Raw genomic sequence first — 21,056 nt, 5'->3', positions numbered from 1 at the left:
GAGATCCCTGCGGTTAGTCAGGGCCTGTCGAGCCTGGCAAAAAGTGTAGCAACGGGATCAGGTGGTCGTTGTCGATTCCGGTTTTAGTGCTTCACAAACGGACAGACGCCCGGTGGCCATCTAGGATGGCACCGGGCGCGGTCGGCTTAGCTGGCCTCGTAGAACAGTTCGCCCTTGTCGGAGGCGATCTTGTTCCGGGAGTTGGTGAAGGCATCGAGCAGCTGCTGCTTCTGCGCTGCCGCTTTCTCCACCGCCGCTTCCTTGACGTGACCGTAGCCGCGGATATCCATCGGCAGTTCAGCGATCTTGACCGCAAGGTCGTAGTTGCCGGCGGTCAGCTGCGACAGCAGCGATTCGACAGTCTCGCGGTAGTCGACGATCAGCTGGCGCTCCATCTTGCGCTCATCGGTGTAGCCGAAGATGTCGAAGGCGGTGCCGCGCAGGCCCTTGAGCTTGGCCAGGACGCCGAAGGCCTTGAAGACCCAGGGGCCGAATTCCTTCTTGCGCAGGTGACCGGTGACGGGGTCACGCTTGCTCAGCAGCGGCGGCGCCAGGTTGAACTTCAGCTTGAAGTCGCCATCGAACTGCTGCTTCAGGCTTTCGACGAACTTGCCGTCGGTGTACAGGCGCGCGACTTCGTACTCGTCCTTGTAGGCCATGAGCTTGAAGTAGTTGCGCGTCACCGCGTCGGTCAGCGCGCTCTGGCCGGGCATTTTCTGCTCTTCGATCTGGCGTACACGGTTGACCAGGTCCAGGTAACGATCGGCATAGGCCTTGTTCTGGTAGGCGGTCAGGTGCTCGACGCGACGGGCAAGAGCGGCTGCCGGCGTTTCGGCGACGTCCGGCTTGCCGGCGTTGAGCTGGTCTTCGATCAGTTTGGTGATGCGGTTGATGTCATGCGCCGCAACACGGCCCAGCTGGAAGGCGCCCTGGTTGAACGGGATCGACACGCCGTTGATCTCGATCGCCTTGAGGATGGCCTCCTCGCTCAGCGGCAGCCAGCCTTTCTGGAAGGCGAAACCGACCAGGAACATGTTGGAGGCAATGCTGTTGCCGGTGAGGGCGTTGGCGATCTTGGTCGCATCGATGGTAGCCAGGTCGTCGCCAAGCACGTCGGCAAGACCCTTGACCAGCGCCGATGACGGCAGTTCGAAATCGCGTACCAGCTGCAGCGCCGCCGTGGCGACCGGGTCGGTGTTGACCACCGCCTTGGTTTCGCCGCGGCGGATGGAACGCATCGAGCTCTCGCTGGCGGTGACCACCAGGTCGCAGCCAATGATCAGGTCGGCGTCGGCCGGGCCGATCGGCAGGCTGGTGATGTCCTTCTGACGGTGACCGATGCGCAGGTGGCTCTGTACCGCGCCGCCTTTCTGGGCGAAGCCGGTCTGGTCGTAGATGGAGATCGACTTGTCTTCCAGGTGCGCGGCCATACCCAGTACCGCACCGATGGTGACGACGCCGGTACCGCCGATACCGTTGATCATGATGGCGAAGACGTCGTCGAACTCGGCGCGTGCAGGCGTCGGCAGACCCTCGAACAGGCTGTTGCCGAGGTTTGCGGTTTCGGCCTTACGCAGCTTGCCGCCGAGCACGGTGACGAAGGACGGGCAGAAGCCGTCGACGCAGCGGTAGTCCTTGTTACAGGTCGACTGGTCGATCTTGCGCTTGTTGCCGAACTCGGTCTTGCGGGTCTGCAGGCTCACGCAGTTGGCCTGTACCGAGCAGTCGCCGCAGGCTTCGCAGACCTGGTCGTTGATGAACAGGCGCTTGTCCGGATCCGGGAACTTGCCGCGCTTGCGACGGCGACGCTTCTCGGCGGCGCAGGTCTGATCGTGAATCAGGACGGTGACGCCCTTGGTCTCGCGCAGTTCGAGCTGCAGGCGCTCGAGTTCGCGGCGGTGGAAAATCTCGACACCGCGGGCAAACGCCGGCAGATCCTCGTAGCGTTCCGGATCGTCGGTGGTGACCACCACGCGCTTGGCGCCCAGCGCCGTGACCTGCTCGCTGATCTGCTGCGGCGTTAGGTGGCCTTCGGCTTCCTGACCGCCGGTCATGGCGACGGCGTCGTTGTACAGGATCTTGTAGGTGATGTTGGCTTTTTGCGAAACCGCCGCATGAATCGCCAGCAGACCGGAGTGGTGGTAGGTACCGTCACCGAGGTTCTGGAAGCGGTGCTTGTCGCCGACGAAGTGCGACAGGCCTACCCAGTTGTGGCCTTCACCGCCCATCTGGGTGGGGAAGGTGGTGTTGCGGTTCATGAATCCCGCCATGGCGTGACAGCCGATACCGGCCATCGCCTTGGAGCCTTCCGGCACCTTGGTGGAGGTGTTGTGCGGGCAGCCGGAGCAGAAGTACGGAATGCGCACCAGGCTCGGGATGATGGCGCCGCAGCCGCCGGTGATGGTGGCGAGATACTTGTCGGCGTTGTCGCGGGTGGCGTCGTCGAGCATGCCCAGGGCCGCCAGGCGGTCGCGCAGCAATACAACGACTTCGTCCGGGTAGATGGCGCCGTAGGTCTTCTGGATCTGCAGACCGTGCTCATCGCGCTTGCCGATGAGGCGCGGGCGCTTTTCGGCCGGCCAGTTGAAAAGCTGATCGGCGATCTGGTTTTCCAGCAGCGGCAGCTTTTCTTCCAGTACCAGCAGCTCGTCCTGACCTTCGGCGAACTCGGCCATGCCCTGATCTTCGAGCGGCCAGGTCATGGCGACCTTGTAGATGCTGATGCCCATGGAACGGGCCTTGTCTTCGTCGATGCCCATCAGCTGCATGGCGCGCAGCAGGTCCTGGTAGACCTTGCCGCTGGTGACGATGCCGAGTTTGCGCTGCGGCGCTTCCAGGGTGATGCGGTCGAGTTTGTTCAGGCGAGCGAAGGCCTTGATCAGCGGGATACGGCCGCTGTAAGCCATGCGCTCGGCGGTGGCGGCCGGGCCGAGACCGCCGGTCGGCGGCACGAAGTGTGCTTCGGGCGGGATTTCCAGCCCTTCGGGCTCGCGGGTCACGGACAGCGCCGGGTCCAGATCGACGGTGGCGGTGCCTTCAACGGTTTCGTTGACCACCTTGAGGGTGACCCAGGCACCGGAATAACGCGACAGCGCGAAGCCGATCAGACCGTAGTCGATCACTTCCTGGATGTTCGACGGATACAGAATCGGGGAGCCGTGGGCCATCATCTCCGGGTCGGAGAAGTGTGCAATGGTGGACGACTTGGCGACGTGGTCGTCACCGGCGAGCATCAGCACGCCGCCCTGGCGGGAGGCGCCGAAGAAGCTGCCGTGCTTGATGGCGTCACCGGCACGGAAAACGCCCGGGCCCTTGCCGTACCAGATGGAGAAGACGCCGTCGAACTTCTTGGTCTCCTCGGATTCGATCTGCTGGGTGCCCCAGACGGATGTCATCGCGAGTTCCTCGTTGACACCCGGCTGGAATACGACGTCATGTTCCTCGAGCAGTTTTTTGGCGCGCGAGAGTTCCATATCGTAGGTGCCGATCGGCGAGCCGCGGTAACCGGTGATATAGCCGGCGGTATTGATACCGGCAGCGACATCGCGCTGCTTCTGCAGCAGCGGCAGGCGCACCAGTGCCTGGTTACCGGTCATGTAGACGGTACCTGACTCCTTGGTGTACTTGTCGTTCAGTGAAACGTCTTTTAATTTCATTGCGAACCTTTTCTTATCGTTGGAACCGGGGCAGCGGGCCTGCCGGACTGTGGCCAAGGTTGTTACTGAGTATAGTGCTACTATCCCGTTTACAGCGGCCGCCGGCTTGACAGTAATGCAACGGCAATTGACATTTTGCGAATGATGCGGGGCGCCGGAATGTCGCGTAGCAGTAGGGGCGGGACGGCCCGGGAGGCAGCGGAAGTTTTGAGCGACGGGCTCGAAAGGCGGTGGCCCGGAATGAATCCTCGGCCCTGAAATGACTCCGGCGCCAGGGTCGGGGACCCGGGCGCCGGAATCGTTGGCAATCCAGAGAAGCAACAGCGGACCGTTCAAGCCGGGGCCGCTGTTCGCTGCGCGAAACGTGTTACGCGCTGCGCCGCGGCGGAATCACCAGAACGTCGGTATGGACCTTTTCCAGGACCTGCTCGGCGGTGTTGCCCAGCAGCACGCCGCGCAGGCCGGTGCGTGCCACGGTGCCGAGTACCACCAGCTGAGCGTCGAGGCTGTCGGCGCTCTGCGGGATCAGCAGTTCGGCAGGGCCGCTGGCGACGTGCACCTGTGATTCGGGGATCCCGTGGCCCGCTCCGAGCTCCAGGCAGGCAGCGCGAAATTCACGGGCCAGCGCGTTCAGGTCCTGGTCCGGATGCATGGGATCCTGCATCGGCGCCGGATGGGCGCTGAACAGGTGCAGCGGTGCTTCCAGGCGAGCGGCCAGCCACTGCGCATCGTCGAGAATGTCCTGGTTCAGTTCCCGGTGCTCCTCGTCGGAGGGGTGAGCCTCCACTGCGGCCAGCACCGGCGCATTGGCGCCATGGGCGTCCGAGCGAACCAGCAGCACCGGGCTGCGGGTGCTGCGCAGCAGCTTCCAGTCGAGCGAGGTGAAGACTTCGTCGGCCAGGGTGTGCGGCTGCGGCTCCTTCACGGCAAGATCGAAGGCGTGCTGGTGCTGGGTCAGCAGTACCGCGCGCAGTACGTCTTTCTCGCTGCTGACCTCCAGTGTGGCCTCGAGCCCGTCGGATTTCAGCTGTTCGAGTTGCGCCTCGATGGCTTCGCGTACCCCGGCGGCGGTATCGCCGGCCGGGAGCAATGCAGTGACCTTGCCATTATTCTTGCGCGCCAGGCGCGCTGCACGCTGCAGCGCCACCTGATGGGTGCTGGCGGTATTCAGTACCGCCAGCAGATGCCTGAACTCATGCATGGGATACCTTCGCTTCTGCTTTGTCGTTGTGCTTGGAACCTTCGGAGCCTGCGTCGGATTTCTCGGACGCGACCGGCTTGCGCTTGATCAGGAAGCTCGCCAGCGCCGGCAGGAAGACCAGTGCGCCGACCATGTTCCATACGAACATGAAGGTCAGCAGGATGCCCATATCGGCCTGGAACTTGATCGGCGACCAGTACCAGGTGCCGACACCGATGCCCAGGGTAAGGCCGGTGAAGGCAACGGCCTTGCCGGTGGTCTTCAGGGTGTTGAAATAGGCGTCCCTCAAGCTATAGCCGGACTTCAGGTAGGTTTCCAGCTTGCTGTAGATATAGATACCGTAGTCGACACCGATACCGACACCCAGCGCGATGACCGGCAGGGTCGCGACCTTGACGCCGATGCCGAGGCGCGCCATCAGGGCCTGGCAGAGCAGCGAGGTCAGTGCCAGCGGCAGCAGGATGCAGAGCACGGTCCGTACCGAGCGGAAGGTAATCAGACAGAGAATACCGACTACCGAGTAGACCCAGATCAGCATTTCGTACTGCGCTTTCGAGATGACGATGTTGGTCGCCGCTTCGATACCGGCGTTACCGGCCGCCAACTTGATGGTGATGTCGTCGCTGTTGTACTGGGCGGCAAAGGCTTCGACTTCGTTAACCACGCTGTCGAGCGTTTCGGCCTTGTGGTCGTTCAGGTACACGAACACCGGCATCAGGCTGCAGTCGGCGTTGAAGCTGCCGCGCGGCGCGCCGATGGAGGCCTGGTTCAGCAGGTTCTGGTTGCGGTTCAGGCCCAGCCACTTGATGTTGCCTTCGTTGTAGCCGCTCATGGTCTGCTTGGTCACGTTGACCAGCGAGTTGGCGGACTGCACACCCGGCAGCTGCTTGAGGCGCCACTGCAGCTGATCGACGGTATCCAGGGTCTGGTAGTTGGAGCACTTGTCCTTGGCGGTCTGCACCATCACCACGAAGATGTCGGTGCTGGTGGAGTAGTTTTCGTTGATGAAGGCGTTATCCAGGTTGTAGCGCGAATCCGGACGCAGTTCCGGGGCGCCGGCATCCAGGTCGCCGACCTTCAGGTCCTGGCTCTGGTAAAGACCCATGGCGGTCAGACCCAGGGCGACCAGAATCAGCAGCGCGGCCTGCGGACGCTGGGTGAAGCCCGACAGCAGGTTCCAAATCGGGTGCTTGCCGTGCTCTTCGATATGCTGCTGCTTCTTGACCGACTTCTGGCTGACGCCGGTGTAGGACATCAGAACCGGCAGCAGTACCAGGTTGGTGAGGATGATAACGGCAACACCCATGCTGGCGGCAACGGCCAGGTCCTGGATGACTTCGATGTTGATGACCATCAGGGTGGCGAAGCCGACGCCGTCGCTGATCAGGGCGATGATGCCCGGGACGTACAGCGCGCGGAATGCCAGCCGTGCGGCCAGTTCCTTGCCCGCGCCCTTGGCGCTTTCGTGGCCGATGGCGTTGATGATCTGCACACCGTGGCTGACGCCGATGGCGAACACCAGGAACGGGACCAGCATGGAGTAGGGGTCAAGACCGTAGCCCAGGGTTTTCAGCAGGCCCAGCTGCCAGATCACTGCGATCACGGAACACAGCAGCGGTACCACCGAGCTGCGCATGCAGCGCGAGTAGGCGTACAGCAGCACCAGAGTGATGACCAGAGCCATGGCGAAGAACACCGCCACCTGGCTGGCGCCGTCGATGAGGTCGCCGACGACCTTGGCGAAGCCGGTGATATGGACCTTGACGCTGTCGCTTTCGTACTTGTCGCGGATCAGTTCTTCGAGCTGGCTGGAGAACTCCTGGTAGTCGATCGGCAGACCGGTTTCCGGGTTCTTGTCCAGCAGCGGCGCGTAGACAACGGCGGACTTGAAGTCGTTGGCGACCAGCGAGCCGATACGACCCGACTTCAGGATATTGGTCTTGAGCTTTTCAAGCTCTTCCGGGGAGCCGTCATAGGTATCGGCAATGACAGGACCGCCGGTCAGACCTTCCTCGGTGACTTCGTTCCAGCGCACGCCCGATGCCCAGATCGAGATCAGGTTGGCACGGTCGACGCCGGGGATGTAGAACACTTCGTCGTGGATCTGCTGCAGCGTCTGCTGGAAATCCTTGTCGAAGATGTCGCCCTCGGTGTGCTCGACCGAGATACGGATGGCGTTGCCCAGGCCCGCCAGGTCATCCTTGTGCTGGATGTAGTTGGCGATATAGGGGTGTGACGCCGGGATCATCTTCTCGAAGCTGGCTTCCGGCTTGATGGTGCTGGCCTGATAGCCGAAGAACAGCGTCAGTGCCGCCATCAGTACGATCAGCAGCGGTCGGTGGTTGAAGAATATGCGTTCGATGACGGATTCGGCGCCCGAGAGGCCGGTTTCCATCGGTTTGTTCGTCTTTTTCATTATTTTTTACCTTCACTAACAGCAACGGCATGAACGCCATGTGGTCCGGCGATCAGCAAACCCTTGTCTTCGCTCTCGAGTACCTTGCTCAACGGCAGGCGGGACGAATCCCGGCTGGTACCGATGACATTTCCGTCGGCGTCCAGGTGCAGGGAGATGCCGCCGGCCCCGACCAGCACTACCGAGCCGTCATCAAGCATGGTGCCGCTGAAGAAGCTCGCGTCCACGCCGGTGTCGATGGTGTCCCAGGTGTCACCCCAGTCTTCGGACTGGAAGGCATGGCCACGCAGACCATAGGCGATTATCCGGCCCTGGTCGTTGCCGGTGATGCCGAAAAACGAGCCGTCGTAGGGGCTGTCCAGTATTTCCCAGCTCTGGCCCCAGTCGCTGGAGCGAAACAGGGTGCCGGCCTCGGCCGTGATATAGAGTTCATCGCCGATCTGCTTGATGGCGTTGAGGTGGAACAGCGTGGGGTTCTCCATGCGGTCGAACCAGGCCTGCCAGGTTTCACCGCCGTCGGTGGTGTGCAGTATCAGGCCGAAGGCGCCGACTACGATGCCCTCGTTGCGGTCCTTGAACCACAGGTCCAGGAACGGACGGCTGGGGCCCTCGTTGGTGAAGGCCTGGGCGTCGTCAGCCATGTAGGTGCGGCTTTCCAGCTCGCCTTCCATCTCTTCGCGCTGTTCCTCAGGTGCCGCATCGTAGGTTTCTTCGAAGTCGGCCAGGCGCGCCTGGGCGTGTTCCAGCATGATCTGGTTGGCGACGTTGCCGTCGAGCAGCTTGCGCCAGCTTTTGCCGCCGTCCTCGGTCTTGAGTACCACACCGTCGTGGCCGACGGTCCAGCCGTAGCTGTCGTCGACGAAGAAGGTGTTGGTCAGCGTCACGCGTACCGGCACGGGGGCCTGCTGCCAGGAGCCGCCCTCGTCAGTGGAGGTAACGATATGGCCGCGCTCGCCGACGGCAATGAGTTTGCCGTCGACCCGCTCGATATCCAGCAGCAGGCTGTGAGCGGCCAGCGGCGACATCAGGGCCGGCTCTTCCAGGGCATCGCCGGCCAGGGCGCTTCCGGAAAGCGCCAGTCCCATGAGAATGCTGAGACTGGTGCGTGCGCGCGGTGGGCGCGGAGGTTGTATAACGGACTGGACTATATTTCGCATTTTCATAGGATTTTTCTTTTTGAAATTAACGTGGGACGGAACCTTCCCGGCACTTCACACTTGGGAATACTGGCAACAGAGTTTTGGCGCTATTCCGGCAATACGCTTGGATAAAACGCACTGGCGGAATAGTGGAAGGAAAGACCGGCGCTTGCGCGCCGGTCTCCTTATTTCCGCGATTAGCGGCGGGCCATCTGACGAACGTTCTGCGGAGTGTAGAAGTTGTCGTCTTTGGTCGCTTCCTGGGTGTACGGAATGGTGTCGTACTCCTGGACCGCGTAGTCACCGGACTGCAGGTCGTAGTTGGTGACGGCACGTGCGATTACGGAGTTGCCGTACATCACCACCGGATGGGAGTGACCGTAGCGCCACAGTTCGCCACGACCGTCGTACATGTCGGTCATCAGCACGAACCAGGAGTCCTCGTCCAGGTAGAAGCGACGCTTGCCGTAGATGTGGCGGCTGTCTTCACGCAGGGTGGCCTCGACGACCCATACGCGGTGCTTCTCCCAGCGCTCGAAATCCGGGTTGGTGAAGTTGGTCGGCCAGAGTTCCTCGAAGGAGGTGCCCTTGTCGTGGGCGGTCAGGAACTTGTACGAGTTGTACGGCACCAGCATTTCCTTCTTGCCGATCAGTTCCCAGTTGTAGCGTTCCGGCGAGCCGTTGAACATGAACGCCTGGTCATAGGTGGTCAGACCGTTGGAACCGGGATCCGGCGTATCGAAGGCGATGGTCGGCGCGCGACGCACGCGACGCTGGCCCGGGATGTACTGCCATGCCTGACGCGGTTCCTTGGCGGCGTTGACCGGGTCACGGACCAGAGTCACTTCACCCTTGCGGCGGGTCGGCAGCGAGTATTCCAGCAGCAGCTGAATGATGTTGCCGTTGAAACTGGTGATGTCACCGTCCTTGTAGTAGTACGGGTAGGTCTCGATCAGGTGGCCTGCGGTCACGGCGCGGGAGCCGTTGGCGTAGATCGTGGCGCTCTCGTAGGTCGCGTCCTTGCCTTCGCCGTACCAGCGCAGGGTGTGGTTCCAGATCGCTTCGTTACCGTTCTGCGGAATCGGGAACGGGATACCACCGTAGGCGTTGGTCACACCGTTGCCGTTCGGGGTCAGCTCGGCGTTGAGCGCGTTGGTTTTGGTGTTCTCGGCGACCCAGTCCGGAATCGGAGCGGTACGGTGGGTCGGGTAGACGTTCATTTTGAAGTCCGGGTACTTGGCGAACAGCGCCTTCTGACCGTCGGACAGCATATCACCGTACTCGGCGAGGTTCTGCGAGGTCACGGTGTACAGCGGCTTTTCGTCGGCGAACGGGTCGACCAGCTGGCCGCCCTTGGTGTAGCCGGCCGGGGCGGTGGTCAGGCCACCGGTCCACTCGGGGATGGAGCCGTCGGCGTTGCCTGCGCGCTCGGCGCCGAACGGGGTCAATTCGTTACCCAGCTTGGCGGCTTCTTCCGGGGAAACCTTGGCAATGGCCATGCCGGCGTTCAGCGCCAGCGCGGTAACGGTAGCTGCGAGAATCGATCTCTTGAAGCTCATCTTGTTGACTCCTCAGGTATTGACCTGATTGTTGTTATGAAACTCGAAGTTAGAAGCTGTACTTGTAGTACGCGGCCAGGTAGTCGCGGTCGGCGTTGAGGTTACCGAACGCAAGTGTGTCGTCGTCCTTGATGATGTCTTTCGGGTTAGCCAGGAACCAGACGTAGCTGGCGCCGAACTTGTGCTTGCCCAGGTAGGTGAAGTCGGTCTTCAGCGCGAACTGTTCGTTGTCCTCGGTGAAGGTGTAGGACGTCGACGAACGGCCGCTGAAGTCGTTGCGGTAGGTGCCGGTTACGGACATGTCCAGGCCGCCGATGATGTTGAAGTAGTCGGCTTTCAGGCTGACCACGGCAGATGCCGCGCCGATATCGTTCTTGCGGGCGATCTGGTCTTTGAGCTTCGAGCTATTGCGCGGATGGCCGTTCGGCATATCGATATCCAGTACGCGGTTGTAGCCGATTTCGCCGGTGAAGCTCATGTTATCGGCCAGCGGGTTCTGCGGCAGGATATAAATAGCAGAGACCTGGGTTTGCACGGTTTCGGCCGGTGCGAACAAGAAGCCTCCAAAGGTGTCGACAATCTGGACCGGTGAACCGTCGCGGTAGGAAATTTCGCCGCTGACGTTGACGTCGCCGAATACGGTGCCGAAGCTCAGACCATACAGGTCGATATCTTCGAAGTACTCGTGGTTCATGCCGATGGAGCCGCCCAGCGCCGGGTTGCTGAAGACCTGCAGCGACGGGGTAAAGTCGTTGTAGTTCAGGTAGTAGAAGCCGAACTCGGTGCTGTTGAGGTTTTCCGCCAGGTAGCGCAGCGCGATACCGTACTGGCCTTCATCCGGCTCGTCTTCGGTGACCGGCAGATCTACGCCAAGAACGGGCCCGCCGAACTGGTCACCAACGGACTTCTGGCCGAAACCGTCGAGGATGTTGAAGTAGGTGCCCGGGGCGTCGATACGGGTGGCTTCCCAGTCGTACTGGTAGTAGGCGCCCAGCGACAGGTTGTCGGTCAGGGTCATTTCAGCATAGACCTGGCCGATCGGCATGAAGATATCCTTCAGCTCGGTGCCCGGTGCGTTGGCCTTGGTGGCGTCCAGCGGGCCCATGGCGGTGGAGATGCCGCCCTGCAGGAACAGGCTCTCGCCCCAGTTGACCACCTGCTCGCCGACGCGCAGGCTCAGGTTGCGGTCGCCCAGCGCAAAGTTGTGGTACCAGAAGGCATCCAGGAACTCGATCTTGGATTTGTGCTCGTCGATACCATCCTGCTGGAAGGATTCGCGGGCCAGGTCACCGTCGTCGTAGATTTCGTCGTACCAGCCGCGGGCACGGACGAAGACACCGCCGTCGCCGTAGTTGGCGTCGAAGTCGGTACCGAAGCTGACGCGGTTCTGCGTCATGTCGCCTTCATCGAAGTTGCGGTTGCCATCATCGGTCAGTTCGCCGAGGCCGCCGAATTCGAGAATCTCCTTGGACTGGTCCTGCATACGCCACTGGGCGTCGTAGGTCAGGGTGGTGTCCAGGTCGATGGTCATGCCGTTGTCGAGCTGGAAGTTCAGCGCGTAGGCCTGGGGCGCGGCGGCTGCAACCATGACGGCAGCCATGGTGGCCTGGCGAATGCCGAGGCTGAGCGGCTTGCGCTTGGAGCAGAGTTTTCCTGGTTTTGCGAGGGCTTGGTTCATTGCCTTGATATCCTCGTTTGTTTTTTTTATCACTGCTTAGAATCAGTTTCCGAGAGGTCGGGACGAGCACCAACGGCTCTCTGGGCCAGATCGGCCAGACAACTGTGAAGGGGGAACCTTTCCTGCGCGGAAACGGATCTGAGTGAAGGTTGCGTCAGAGTTGTGGTTAAAACGGTTATTCATCGTATTGCCACTCGATTTATTATTTTATGTGCTCTCGTTGCAAACGGACGCCGATAAACAAAGTGCCATGGCGGCTTGCGTTCTTCGTCTATCCGGTATTCGCGTTTTCGGGCCTATTTGATTAACCGCGAATTCGCTTCCGTCACGTTGAGTGAAACTTTAACTTTTTCCGTATTCGTCCGGCTTGACACAAGACGCAAATCAATTGACATAACGCGCCTTTTGATTGACATATTGCGCCGCGGATTTGACCTCCTTCCGTAATCTTGCGGATTCTGCAAAGTCTAGACGCGGCATCATCCGCGTGCCCAACGGTTAAAGGGTTTTTCGATTTATTCTGCTGTCCGGAGAGAAAGAAGGGCGGCGAGCGCGTTAGAACGTTGTGGCTAAGCGGCTCTTTTTAATTGCCGGCAGGCCGGCCCGGGGAGGGCGTACCTGCCGACGTGCGTGCGGTTCTAGATGGCAGCGGCCAGTCGCGTACCCTGATCGATGGCGCGTTTGGCGTCGAGCTCGGCGGCGACGTCGGCGCCGCCGATCAGACGGCTGGGCTTTTCAAGGCCCGTCTGAAGCTCACGCAGCGGATCCTGGCCGGCACAGATAATGACATTGTCGACGGGTAGGACCTGCGACTCGCCGTTGACTTTCAGGTGCAGTCCCTGGTCGTCGATTCGCACGTATTCGCAACCGGCGACCATATGTACGCCCTTGGCCAGAAGGCCGGCGCGGTGCACCCAGCCCGATGTCTTGCCAAGGCCTGCACCGACCTTGCTGGTCTTGCGCTGCAGCAGCCAGACCTCGCGCGGGGAGGGTTCCGGCTGCGGCCGGGTCAGGCCGCCCCGATGCTGCAGCGTCATATCGACGCCCCAGGAGGCCATGAAAGCGGCGATGTCGACACTGGGGTCGCTGTCGCCGTGGGTCAGTTTCTCGCTGATATCGAAGCCAATGCCGCCGGCTCCGATCACGGCGACCCTGGAGCCGACTTCGGCACCCTGCATTACATCCAGGTAGCTGAGTACGCTGGGGTGGTCGATGCCCTCGATCCCGGGCGTGCGCGGCGCGATGCCGGTGGCGATGATCACCTCGTCGAAGTCGCCGGCATTGAGTTGCTCGGCGGTAACGCGTTTGCCAAGCTCCAGTTTGACGCCGGTCAGTTCGATCTGGCGGTTGAAGTAGCGCAGCGTTTCGTAGAACTCGCCCTTGCCGGGAATGCGTTTGGCGATGTTGAACTGGCCGCCGATTTCGTCGCGGCTGTCGAACAGCGTGACCTGGTGGCCGCGCTGCGCCGCGGTGGTGGCGAAGGCAAGCCCTGCGGGGCCGGCGCCGACGACGGCGAGTTTTTTCGGCTCGGCAGCGGGTTCGATCAGCAGTTCGGTTTCGTGGCAGGCGCGCGGGTTCACCAGGCAACTGGTGAGCTTGCCGACAAAGATGTGGTCGAGACAGGCCTGGTTGCAGCCGATGCAGGTGTTGATCTCGTCGGCGCGGCCCTCGGCGGCCTTGCGCACGAATTCCGGATCAGCGAGGAAGGGGCGGGCCATGGAGACCATGTCGGCGTCGCCGCGGCTAAGCACTTCTTCCGCCACCTCGGGGCTGTTGATGCGGTTCGAGGTGATAACCGGTACGCTCAGCTCCTTGCGGATGCGGGCAGTCACCCAGGTGAAGGCGGCGCGCGGTACCTTGGTCACGATGGTCGGAACCCGGGCCTCGTGCCAGCCGATGCCGGTATTGATCAGGGTCGCGCCGGCCTTTTCGATCTCGCGGCCCAGGGTGACGATTTCTTCAAGGCTGCTGCCTTCCTCGACCAGGTCGAGCATCGACAGACGATAGATGATAATGAAATTCTCGCCGACTTCCTCGCGCACGCGCCTGACCACCTCGATGGCGAAGCGGATGCGGTTCTCGTAATCGCCGCCCCAGCTGTCTTCACGCTTGTTGGTGCGGGTCACGATGAACTGGTTGATGAAGTACCCTTCGGAGCCCATGATCTCGACGCCATCGTAGCCGGCTTCCCGGGCCAGCGCGGCGCAGCGGACGAAGTCCCCGATCTGCTGTTCGATTTCCGCTTCCGTCACCTCGTGGGGCACAAATGCATTGATCGGTGCCTGGATGGCGGAGGGCGCGATCAGCTTCTTGTTGTACGAGTAGCGGCCGGTATGCAGGATCTGCATGCAGATCTTGCCGCCTTCAGCGTGGACCGCATCGGTGACGATCCTGTGGTGCTGTGCATCCTCCGCCGATGCCATCACCGAGGCGCCTTTCATGGTGACGCCTTCCTCGTTGGGCGAGATGCCGCCGGTCACGATGAGCCCGACGCCGCCGCGGGCGCGTTCGGCGTAGAAAGCGGCCATGCGCTCGTAACCGTTGGGCATCTCCTCCAGGCCGGTGTGCATGGATCCCATCAGCACGCGGTTCTTCAGGGTGGTGAAGCCAAGATCAAGCGGAGCAAGCAGGTTGGGGTAGCGAGTCGTCGACATGGGGTCTCCTCGTCAGGCACGGTTCGGAATCGATATTGCTATCTGGACAGCGTCAAGTTAGCGATTTATTTTGACGTCGTCAAGATTGGAGCCGGGCGCCACAGCATATAGAATAGAGCAATGAATCAGTCGAAATCCTCATATCATCATGGCGATCTGCGCAGCTCGCTGCTTGCGGCGGCCACCGCCATGATCACCGAAGGCGGCATCGAGGCGCTGAGTATGCGCAAGCTGGCCGACCGGGTCGGTGTTTCACGTACCGCGCCCTACCATCATTTCGCCGACAAACAGGAACTGCTCTCGGCAATCGCCGAAACCGGCTTTCATCACTACGAAGCGGGCGTGAACCGGCTGCTGGCGGAGCAGAGTGACCCCGGGCGCCAGGTGAGCGGTTTTATCGAGCATTACGTCAACTTCGCCCTGGAACAGCCACAGGCCTACAACCTGATGTTCGGTCAGAGCGTCTGGAAGTCGGGGGAGCCGAGCGAAAGCCTGAAGACGGAGGCGTACCGGGTCTTCCGGCAGCATGTACGGACGGTCGAGTCCTGGCAGGCGGCGGATGTGATGCCGAGCAACGTCGATACCCTGCGGCTGGCGCAGATTAGCTGGGCCACGCTGCACGGCCTGTCGCGTCTGATTCTCGATGGTATCTATGTCGACCGGCGCAACTTGGGCCCCTTGCTGCGTCTGGCCGAGTCCATGTTCCGCCAGTCGATCGAGGCCGCCGGCGAGCCGGACTGAGTGCTGCCGCTGGCGGCATCCCGGCGGGGCAGTGACGAAACATCCCTGATTCAGCGGTTTTCAGTGATGGTGTTCCGCGGCGTTGCCCTGAGCGTCGTAGAATCCCGATGCGCCATGGTCGATGAATCCGAGATGGATCATCTGGCGAATGAAAGGATCGGATTCGTTGTCGCCGATATCCGCGTAGTCGGTCAGCTGGTAGTTCGCATGCCGATCGAAGAACTGTGCCACCCTGGTTTGGTCGGTGTCGACGGAGGTGAGGGTCCAGGTGGTGGTGCCGGCCTGCGAGCGGATCTCGAACGACTCGAGCAGTCGCGGGCCTTCGCGCCAGCTCAGCGTCAGCTGTCGTTCGTCGTCGAGCCGGTACTGCCGGGTTGCTTCGCAGCCGTTGCCTTTTTCGTCCACCCGTTCCATGCGGGCTTTGAGCTGATCCGACACCAGCTGGTATCTGAGCGACCAGTCCTTCTCACCACGACCGCGGTTGATATCCAGCGGCTGGTATTCGATTCCCTTCTGGTATTCGTCGAAGTGCTGTCCAAGGTGCAGGCTGCCATTGGCGGCCTGGCCCCATACCTGGGTGATACCCCGCTCCGGGTACTGGTGCGCCACCTGTTCGCCCTGGCGCCAGAGCGTCATGCTGTAACTCTGCTGGCTGCCATCGGCGCTCTGACGGGTCACCTGGTAGTTTGCGGTCAGGTTGTCGGCCTGTTCGGTGCAGTCGGCGGCTGTTGCCAGCGTGCAGCAGCAGCTTAGCAATACCGCCGGGGCCAGATACTTCATAGTCTGTCCTTTCTTGACAAGACGACGGGGAGCAGGGCTCCCCGTCGGTGCAGGTGGATACTGGGGTGTTGGTCGGGATCAGTGACCGGACCTGGCTTTTTCGTTCAGTTTGGCGGTGGCGTCCATGGCGTGGAAGATAATGTTCTGCTCGTTGACGCCGCTGATCAGCTGCGCGCCCGGGCCGTAGCCATAGATGGCCACATCTTCACCGGCGTGGGTTTCCGAGCCCAGCGGAACCAGTGCTTCCTGGTGGAAGCCCGGAGCGGTGGTATCGACTTCGGTCAGGTCCTGGCGACCGGCATTGATGCTCTCGCTGTAAACCGCGTCGGAGTCGGTTTCGTCGCCCAGGTCATGGAAGCCCATACCATTGGTGTAGCCCAGGGTGGTGTAGGGCAGACCGTCGCTGGCCAGTGAGGGCTCGTCGGAACCAACAGTGACCACCTTGCCCAGAATCGGGTTGCCGCGCTTGGGGTAGCCTGCGATGGTGAAGACGTGGCTGTGGTCGGCGGTCACGAGGATCAGGGTGTCCTTCGGATCGGTGGCTTCCATCGCCGCCTCGACGGCGTTGGACAGCTCGATCGCTTCGGTCAGGGCGCCATAGGCATTGCCGGCGTGATGCGCGTGGTCGATGCGGCCCGATTCCACCATCAGGAAAAAGCCCTTGTCGTTGTTGTCGAGCACGTCGATGGCTTTCTCGGTCATCTCGCTCAGCGAGGGCTCGCCGGCAATGTCGTTGGCACGGTCGGCTTCGTACTGCATGTGGGACTCGTTGAACAGGCCGAAGACACGCTCTGTGCCGTTGGCATCGATGGCGTTGAAACCGTCCTGGTCGACAACGTACTGACCGTTCGGGTAGTTCGCCTGCCACTCAGCGGTGAGGTCGCGCTCGTCGGTACGATCGCCCTCGACGGGGCTGACGGCATCACTGCTGTTGTAGGCTGCGTCCTTGGGCAGGAAGTGGCGACGCCCGCCGCCCATCACGACTTCGATGCCGTCGACATCGGCGCCCGGGTAGCGCTGTTCCAGATTATCTTCGAACTCCACCAGCTGAAGGGCGATATCGGTGCAGCCTTCCGCGACCGCGTCGGCCGGCATATCGGAGATATCTTCCCAGTTGCGGTCGGCGGACTTGGCGTAGGCCGCCGCCGGGGTGGCGTGGGTGATGCGGGCGGTGGAAACGAGACCGGTCGACTTGCCGGCAAGTTCCGCAAGCTCCAGCGCTGTGGTCAGTTCGTTGCCGGCGACGGTGGAGCAGTTGCCACGTTCAATGTCCTCGTCGACGCCGAGGACGCCCATATCGGTCTTGACGCCGGTCATCATGGCGGTCGCGGTGCCGGCCGAGTCCGGGGTCTGGGCGTCGACATTGTAGGTCTTCGCAAGGCCGGTATAGGGGAAGAGGTCGAAGCTGAGGTTGTTTTCCTCGCCATCGAGTTCGTTAAGCTGACCTTCGAGGATACGCGCGGCCGTCACGGTGGAAATGCCCATGCCGTCACCCACGAACAGAATGACGTTCTTGGCGCCGAGAGAGCCGCTGGCCTGCTTCAGTTTCAGCGTTTGCACGGCGTCCTGGTACCACTGGTTCTGAGCCTGGTAATCGGGAACGGAAGCATTGTTCTGACCGGCGTTGGCGGTTGCGGCGCAGGCCAGTGAAATTGCAGCTGCAAGGCTGAGCTTCTTGATGTTCATTGCGCGAATCCTAAAGCGAAGGTGTTTATCCGGTAGCGAGCCTGGCTCGCCCCTAAGAGCGCTAATTGTGAATTGGATCCATTACGGTGCTGTTACGGTTTTTTGTCGCGGTGGTTAACTGCTCTGACAGTACCGCTGGTGAGGGGGGGCGAGATTTGGCGTCCGTTCGCTGCTCCGCCGGTTTTGGCAACGGTGGCGGACTGCGAAGCGGCTTTGACGTGGCATTGAAAAACGATGCCCCGGCTGGCCAGAAAGGCGGTTGCCGGGCTGCCCTGGGTCGGGTAGCCCGGCGCCGGGATCAGCTAAGCGGGTAATGCTCGGGGTAGGGCAGGCTGGCAGCGCCCGAGTCGATGGCGGCGCGGGCAACGGCCTCGGCGACCACGGTCAGCAGGCGAGCGTCGGTGGCCTTCGGCAGGATGTAGTCGCGACCGAATTCGAGGCTTTCGAGTTCATAGGCACCGAGTACCTCGGCGGTGACCGGCTCTTTCGCCAGATCCGCGATCGCGCGGGCGGCGGCCATCTTCATTTCCTCGTTGATCTCGCGGGCGCGGACATCCAGGGCGCCACGGAAGATGTAGGGGAAGCCCAGCACGTTGTTGACCTGGTTCGGATAGTCGGAACGGCCGGTGGCGACGATGACGTCCGGGCGGGTTTCCTGCGCGATTTCCGGGCGGATCTCAGGATCCGGGTTGGCGCAGGCGAAGACCACCGGGTTGGCGGCCATTTTTTCCAGCTGCAACGGCGACAGCATGTTGGCGCCGGAAAGGCCGACGAAGACGTCCGCGCCGTCGATGGCGTCGTCCAGGGTGCGGGCGTCGGTGTCGATGGCGAAGCCGGCTTTCTCGGGCGTCAGGTCGTCACGGCCGCTGTGGATCACGCCCTTGCGGTCGAGCACGAAGATATTCGCGGCATCGGCGCCGAAGCTCTTCAGCAGGTTCATGCAGGCGGTGGCGGCGGCGCCGGCGCCCAGACAGACGATACGTGCCTGTGCCAGCGACTTGCCGGCGATCTCGAGGGCATTGAGGAGGCCCGCGGCGGTGACGATGGCGGTGCCGTGCTGATCGTCATGGAACACCGGAATCCTGCATCGCTCGATCAGTGCGCGCTCGATCTCGAAGCACTCCGGCGCCTTGATGTCCTCGAGGTTGATGCCGCCGAAGCTGTCGACGAAGGCCTTGGGGTCGGTCAGATCGACTTCCAGGTCGATGGAGTCGATATTGGCAAATCGCTTGAACAGCAGGGATTTGCCTTCCATGACCGGCTTGCTGGCCAGCGCGCCGAGGTCACCGAGACCAAGGATGGCGGTGCCGTTGGAGATGACCGCGACCAGGTTGCCCTTGGCGGTGTAGCGGTAGGCATTGGCCGGGTCGCGGGCTATCTCGCGCACCGGTTCAGCGACGCCGGGGCTGTAGGCCAGCGCCAGGTCACGGGCGGACTCGGCGGGTTTGGTCAGACAGACACCGATCTTTCCGGGTTGCGGGAATTCGTGGTAATCCAGAGCCTGTTGCTTGAAGGCGTCGTTCATCAGCGGATCCTGAGTAAAGAACCGCCCCGAAGGGCGGCCAAAATGTTGATGAAGTCTCGATGATAGAGCGGTTGTGTTGCGGTTTTGGGTCCGCAACGGCGGCACCGTCGTGGCGGTGCCGACCTTCGAATCACCGGTGAAACCCCGTTAACGGCGGCGGGGCTTGGGTGCCCGAGCCTGCTTTCGCGGGGAAGCAGGCGAGCAGGACGGGGCCTGATTGCCTGCCGGCAGTATAATTGGGCGCGGGGTGCGGAATGCCCCGACGCTTCGCCCCTCGTCAGTCGCACAAAAGACACCCGGCATGGCCGGAGCATCAGCTACCTGGACGCGCCCAAACTTGAAAATCGCGGTTCGCTGTCGCGGATCGGATGGCTGGGCAGGTGCCTGAGGCCCTCGAACATGTTGAACGGGGACCGCTTTCTGCCTGCCCAACCGGCCGCCTTACTCGTCGCGAATCGAGTGGTTGGACATATGCTCCAGGCCCTTGATCATGCCCGAGTGATCCCAGCCGGCGCCGCCGATGGCCACGCAGGTGCTGAAGATCTGCTGAGCGGTAGCGGTGTTGGGCAGGTTAAGCGCCAGCTCCTTCGCGCCGGTCAGCGCCAGGTTGAGGTCCTTCTGGTGCAGCTCGATGCGAAAGCCCGGGTTGAAGGTGCCCTTGACCATGCGCTCGCCGTGCACTTCGAGGATTTTCGACGAAGCAAAGCCGCCCATCAGCGCCTCGCGTACGCGGGCAGGATCCGCGCCGGCTTTCGAGGCGAACAGCAGCGCCTCGGAGACCGCCTCGATGTTCAGCGCCACGATGATCTGGTTGGCCACCTTGGCGGTCTGACCGTCGCCGTTGCCGCCGACCAGGGTGATGTTCTGGCCCATGATGTCGAACAGCGGTTTGGCGCGGGCGAAGGTCTCCTCGCTGCCGCCGACCATGATCGACAGGGTGCCGGCCTTGGCGCCGACCTCGCCGCCGGAGACCGGCGCGTCCAGGTACTCGGCGCCCAGTTCGTTGACACGCCGGGCGAAATCCTTGGTGGCCAGCGGCGAGATCGAGCTCATGTCGATCACGACCTTGCCTTCCGAGAGGCCTGAAGCGACGCCGTTCTCACCGAACAGCACCGCTTCGACCTGGGGGGTATCCGGCACCATCAGGATGATGAATTCGGCCGCTTCTGCGACGGCCTTTGGGGTGGCGCAGCCCTCGGCGTCGGCCAGCTCCGCCGGAACCGGGCTACGCTGGGTTGAAACGAACAGCTGGTGGCCGGCGTTCGCGAGATTCTGCGCCATGGGCAGACCCATGATGCCGGTGCCGATAAATCCGATGTTGGCCATTGTTTGCCTCCGTTTGTAGGAGCGGCGCCCTCGCCGCGAATTAATGAGGTGTCGGATGCCATTCGCGGCGGGGCGCCGCTCCCACGATTTTGGGTTAGATAACGTTGTGGTCTTTCATCCAGCCAAGGCCTGCCTCGGTGGTCGTGGCCGGCTTGTACTCGCAGCCGATCCAGCCGTCGTAGCCGAGTCGGTCGATGAAACCGAAGATGAAGCGGTAGTTGAGCTCGCCGGTCCCCGGTTCGTGCCGGCCCGGGTTGTCCGCCAGCTGGATGTGGCGGATGGCGCCGATATTGGCTTCCAGCGTCGGGCAGATATCGCCTTCCATGATCTGCATGTGATAGATGTCGTACTGCAGCGTCAGGTTGTCGCTGCAGACCCGGTCGCGAATGCGCAGTGCCTGCTGGGTGTTGTTGAGGAAGAAGCCCGGGATATCGCGGGTGTTGATGGCTTCCATCACCAGCCGGATACCGGCCTGCTCGAGCTTCTTCGCCGCGTACTTGAGGTTTTCGACGAGAGTGTCTTCGGCCACCTCGTCGGACACGCCTTCAGGCTGTATGCCGGCCAGGCAGTTGACCTGTTCGTTGCCGAGGGCGCGGGCGTAGCGGATCGCGCGGTCGACGCCGGCGCGGAACTCCTCGATACGGTCCGGGTGGCAGGCGATACCGCGCTCGCCCGCGGCCCAGTCGCCGGCCGGC

At 62.1% G+C, this 21,056-nt stretch carries 13 protein-coding genes; 1 reads left to right on the top strand and 12 read right to left on the bottom strand.

Annotation, left to right across the window (positions count from 1 at the left end; all coding sequences use genetic code 11):
- Positions 1-146 precede the first annotated feature (146 nt).
- From IEX85_RS05980 to IEX85_RS05950, 7 genes are all read right to left on the bottom strand, one after another.
- Entirely contained in the window at positions 147-3,656 is a 3,510-nt protein-coding gene (locus IEX85_RS05980; protein ID WP_188859465.1) for an indolepyruvate ferredoxin oxidoreductase family protein, read from the bottom strand.
- Between the two features lie 367 nt (positions 3,657-4,023).
- Positions 4,024-4,857 (bottom strand): universal stress protein, encoded by an 834-nt coding sequence (locus IEX85_RS05975; RefSeq protein ID WP_188859463.1) that lies wholly within the window; start codon positions 4,855-4,857, stop codon positions 4,024-4,026.
- The gene (locus IEX85_RS05970; RefSeq protein ID WP_188859461.1) at positions 4,850-7,273 is read right to left on the bottom strand and encodes an efflux RND transporter permease subunit; all 2,424 of its coding nucleotides are present in this window, start codon (positions 7,271-7,273) and stop codon (positions 4,850-4,852) included. Before IEX85_RS05970 ends, IEX85_RS05975 begins: the two co-directional genes overlap by 8 nt.
- Complete coding sequence (locus IEX85_RS05965) at positions 7,273-8,358, bottom strand: WD40/YVTN/BNR-like repeat-containing protein (RefSeq protein ID WP_229721807.1); 1,086 nt, start codon at positions 8,356-8,358, stop codon at positions 7,273-7,275. Before IEX85_RS05965 ends, IEX85_RS05970 begins: the two co-directional genes overlap by 1 nt.
- A 251-nt stretch (positions 8,359-8,609) precedes the next feature.
- Positions 8,610-9,971, bottom strand: a complete 1,362-nt coding sequence (locus tag IEX85_RS05960) for a DUF1329 domain-containing protein (RefSeq protein WP_188859457.1) — start codon at positions 9,969-9,971, stop codon at positions 8,610-8,612.
- 49 nt (positions 9,972-10,020) lie between these two features.
- Positions 10,021-11,649 carry a DUF1302 domain-containing protein gene (locus IEX85_RS05955; protein ID WP_188859455.1) on the bottom strand — a complete coding sequence of 543 codons (1,629 nt, stop codon included), beginning with the start codon at positions 11,647-11,649 and terminating at the stop codon, positions 10,021-10,023.
- Between the two features lie 638 nt (positions 11,650-12,287).
- On the bottom strand, positions 12,288-14,303 hold the full coding sequence (locus IEX85_RS05950; protein WP_188859453.1) for an NADPH-dependent 2,4-dienoyl-CoA reductase: 2,016 nt from the start codon (positions 14,301-14,303) through the stop codon (positions 12,288-12,290).
- A gap of 120 nt (positions 14,304-14,423) precedes the next feature.
- Here IEX85_RS05950 and IEX85_RS05945 point away from each other — a divergent pair, with 120 nt between their 5' ends.
- Entirely contained in the window at positions 14,424-15,044 is a 621-nt protein-coding gene (locus IEX85_RS05945) for a TetR/AcrR family transcriptional regulator (RefSeq protein ID WP_188859451.1), read from the top strand.
- 60 nt (positions 15,045-15,104) lie between these two features.
- Here the strand turns inward: IEX85_RS05945 and IEX85_RS05940 are convergent, their stop codons facing one another.
- The 5 genes from IEX85_RS05940 to IEX85_RS05920 all read right to left on the bottom strand — a co-directional run.
- A complete protein-coding gene (locus IEX85_RS05940; RefSeq protein ID WP_188859449.1) occupies positions 15,105-15,824 on the bottom strand; it encodes a hypothetical protein in 720 nt (239 codons plus the stop codon).
- Positions 15,825-15,902: 78 nt separating this feature from the next.
- A complete protein-coding gene (locus IEX85_RS05935) occupies positions 15,903-17,510 on the bottom strand; it encodes an alkaline phosphatase family protein (RefSeq protein WP_188859447.1) in 1,608 nt (535 codons plus the stop codon).
- 298 nt (positions 17,511-17,808) lie between these two features.
- Positions 17,809-19,035 (bottom strand): malic enzyme-like NAD(P)-binding protein, encoded by a 1,227-nt coding sequence (locus IEX85_RS05930; RefSeq protein WP_188859445.1) that lies wholly within the window; start codon positions 19,033-19,035, stop codon positions 17,809-17,811.
- Between the two features lie 441 nt (positions 19,036-19,476).
- Positions 19,477-20,361: a 2-hydroxy-3-oxopropionate reductase gene (glxR, locus tag IEX85_RS05925; protein ID WP_188859443.1), complete on the bottom strand. Its 885-nt coding sequence runs from the start codon at positions 20,359-20,361 to the stop codon at positions 19,477-19,479.
- Between the two features lie 94 nt (positions 20,362-20,455).
- The coding region (locus tag IEX85_RS05920) for a TIM barrel protein (RefSeq protein ID WP_188859441.1) at positions 20,456-21,056 on the bottom strand (601 nt) is incomplete at its 5' end.

Origin of the sequence: Marinobacterium nitratireducens (assembly GCF_014645375.1) — a bacterium.
Classification (GTDB): domain Bacteria; phylum Pseudomonadota; class Gammaproteobacteria; order Pseudomonadales; family Balneatricaceae; genus Marinobacterium_A; species Marinobacterium_A nitratireducens.
The sequence above is the reverse complement of the archived record's forward strand: the minus strand, read 5'-3'. Positions and strand labels throughout refer to the sequence as shown.

Excerpts from the sequence above, each read along its gene's own strand:
- IEX85_RS05980 (WP_188859465.1), bottom strand. The coding sequence starts at position 3,656 with ATGAAATTAAAAGACGTTTCACTGAACGACAAGTACACCAAGGAGTCA.
- IEX85_RS05975 (WP_188859463.1), bottom strand. The coding sequence starts at position 4,857 with ATGCATGAGTTCAGGCATCTGCTGGCGGTACTGAATACCGCCAGCACC.
- IEX85_RS05970 (WP_188859461.1), bottom strand. The coding sequence starts at position 7,273 with ATGAAAAAGACGAACAAACCGATGGAAACCGGCCTCTCGGGCGCCGAA.
- IEX85_RS05965 (WP_229721807.1), bottom strand. The coding sequence starts at position 8,358 with ATGGGACTGGCGCTTTCCGGAAGCGCCCTGGCCGGCGATGCCCTGGAA.
- IEX85_RS05960 (WP_188859457.1), bottom strand. The coding sequence starts at position 9,971 with ATGAGCTTCAAGAGATCGATTCTCGCAGCTACCGTTACCGCGCTGGCG.
- IEX85_RS05955 (WP_188859455.1), bottom strand. The coding sequence starts at position 11,649 with ATGAACCAAGCCCTCGCAAAACCAGGAAAACTCTGCTCCAAGCGCAAG.
- IEX85_RS05950 (WP_188859453.1), bottom strand. The coding sequence starts at position 14,303 with ATGTCGACGACTCGCTACCCCAACCTGCTTGCTCCGCTTGATCTTGGC.
- IEX85_RS05945 (WP_188859451.1), top strand. The coding sequence starts at position 14,424 with ATGAATCAGTCGAAATCCTCATATCATCATGGCGATCTGCGCAGCTCG.
- IEX85_RS05940 (WP_188859449.1), bottom strand. The coding sequence starts at position 15,824 with ATGAAGTATCTGGCCCCGGCGGTATTGCTAAGCTGCTGCTGCACGCTG.
- IEX85_RS05935 (WP_188859447.1), bottom strand. The coding sequence starts at position 17,510 with ATGAACATCAAGAAGCTCAGCCTTGCAGCTGCAATTTCACTGGCCTGC.
- IEX85_RS05930 (WP_188859445.1), bottom strand. The coding sequence starts at position 19,035 with ATGAACGACGCCTTCAAGCAACAGGCTCTGGATTACCACGAATTCCCG.
- glxR (WP_188859443.1), bottom strand. The coding sequence starts at position 20,361 with ATGGCCAACATCGGATTTATCGGCACCGGCATCATGGGTCTGCCCATG.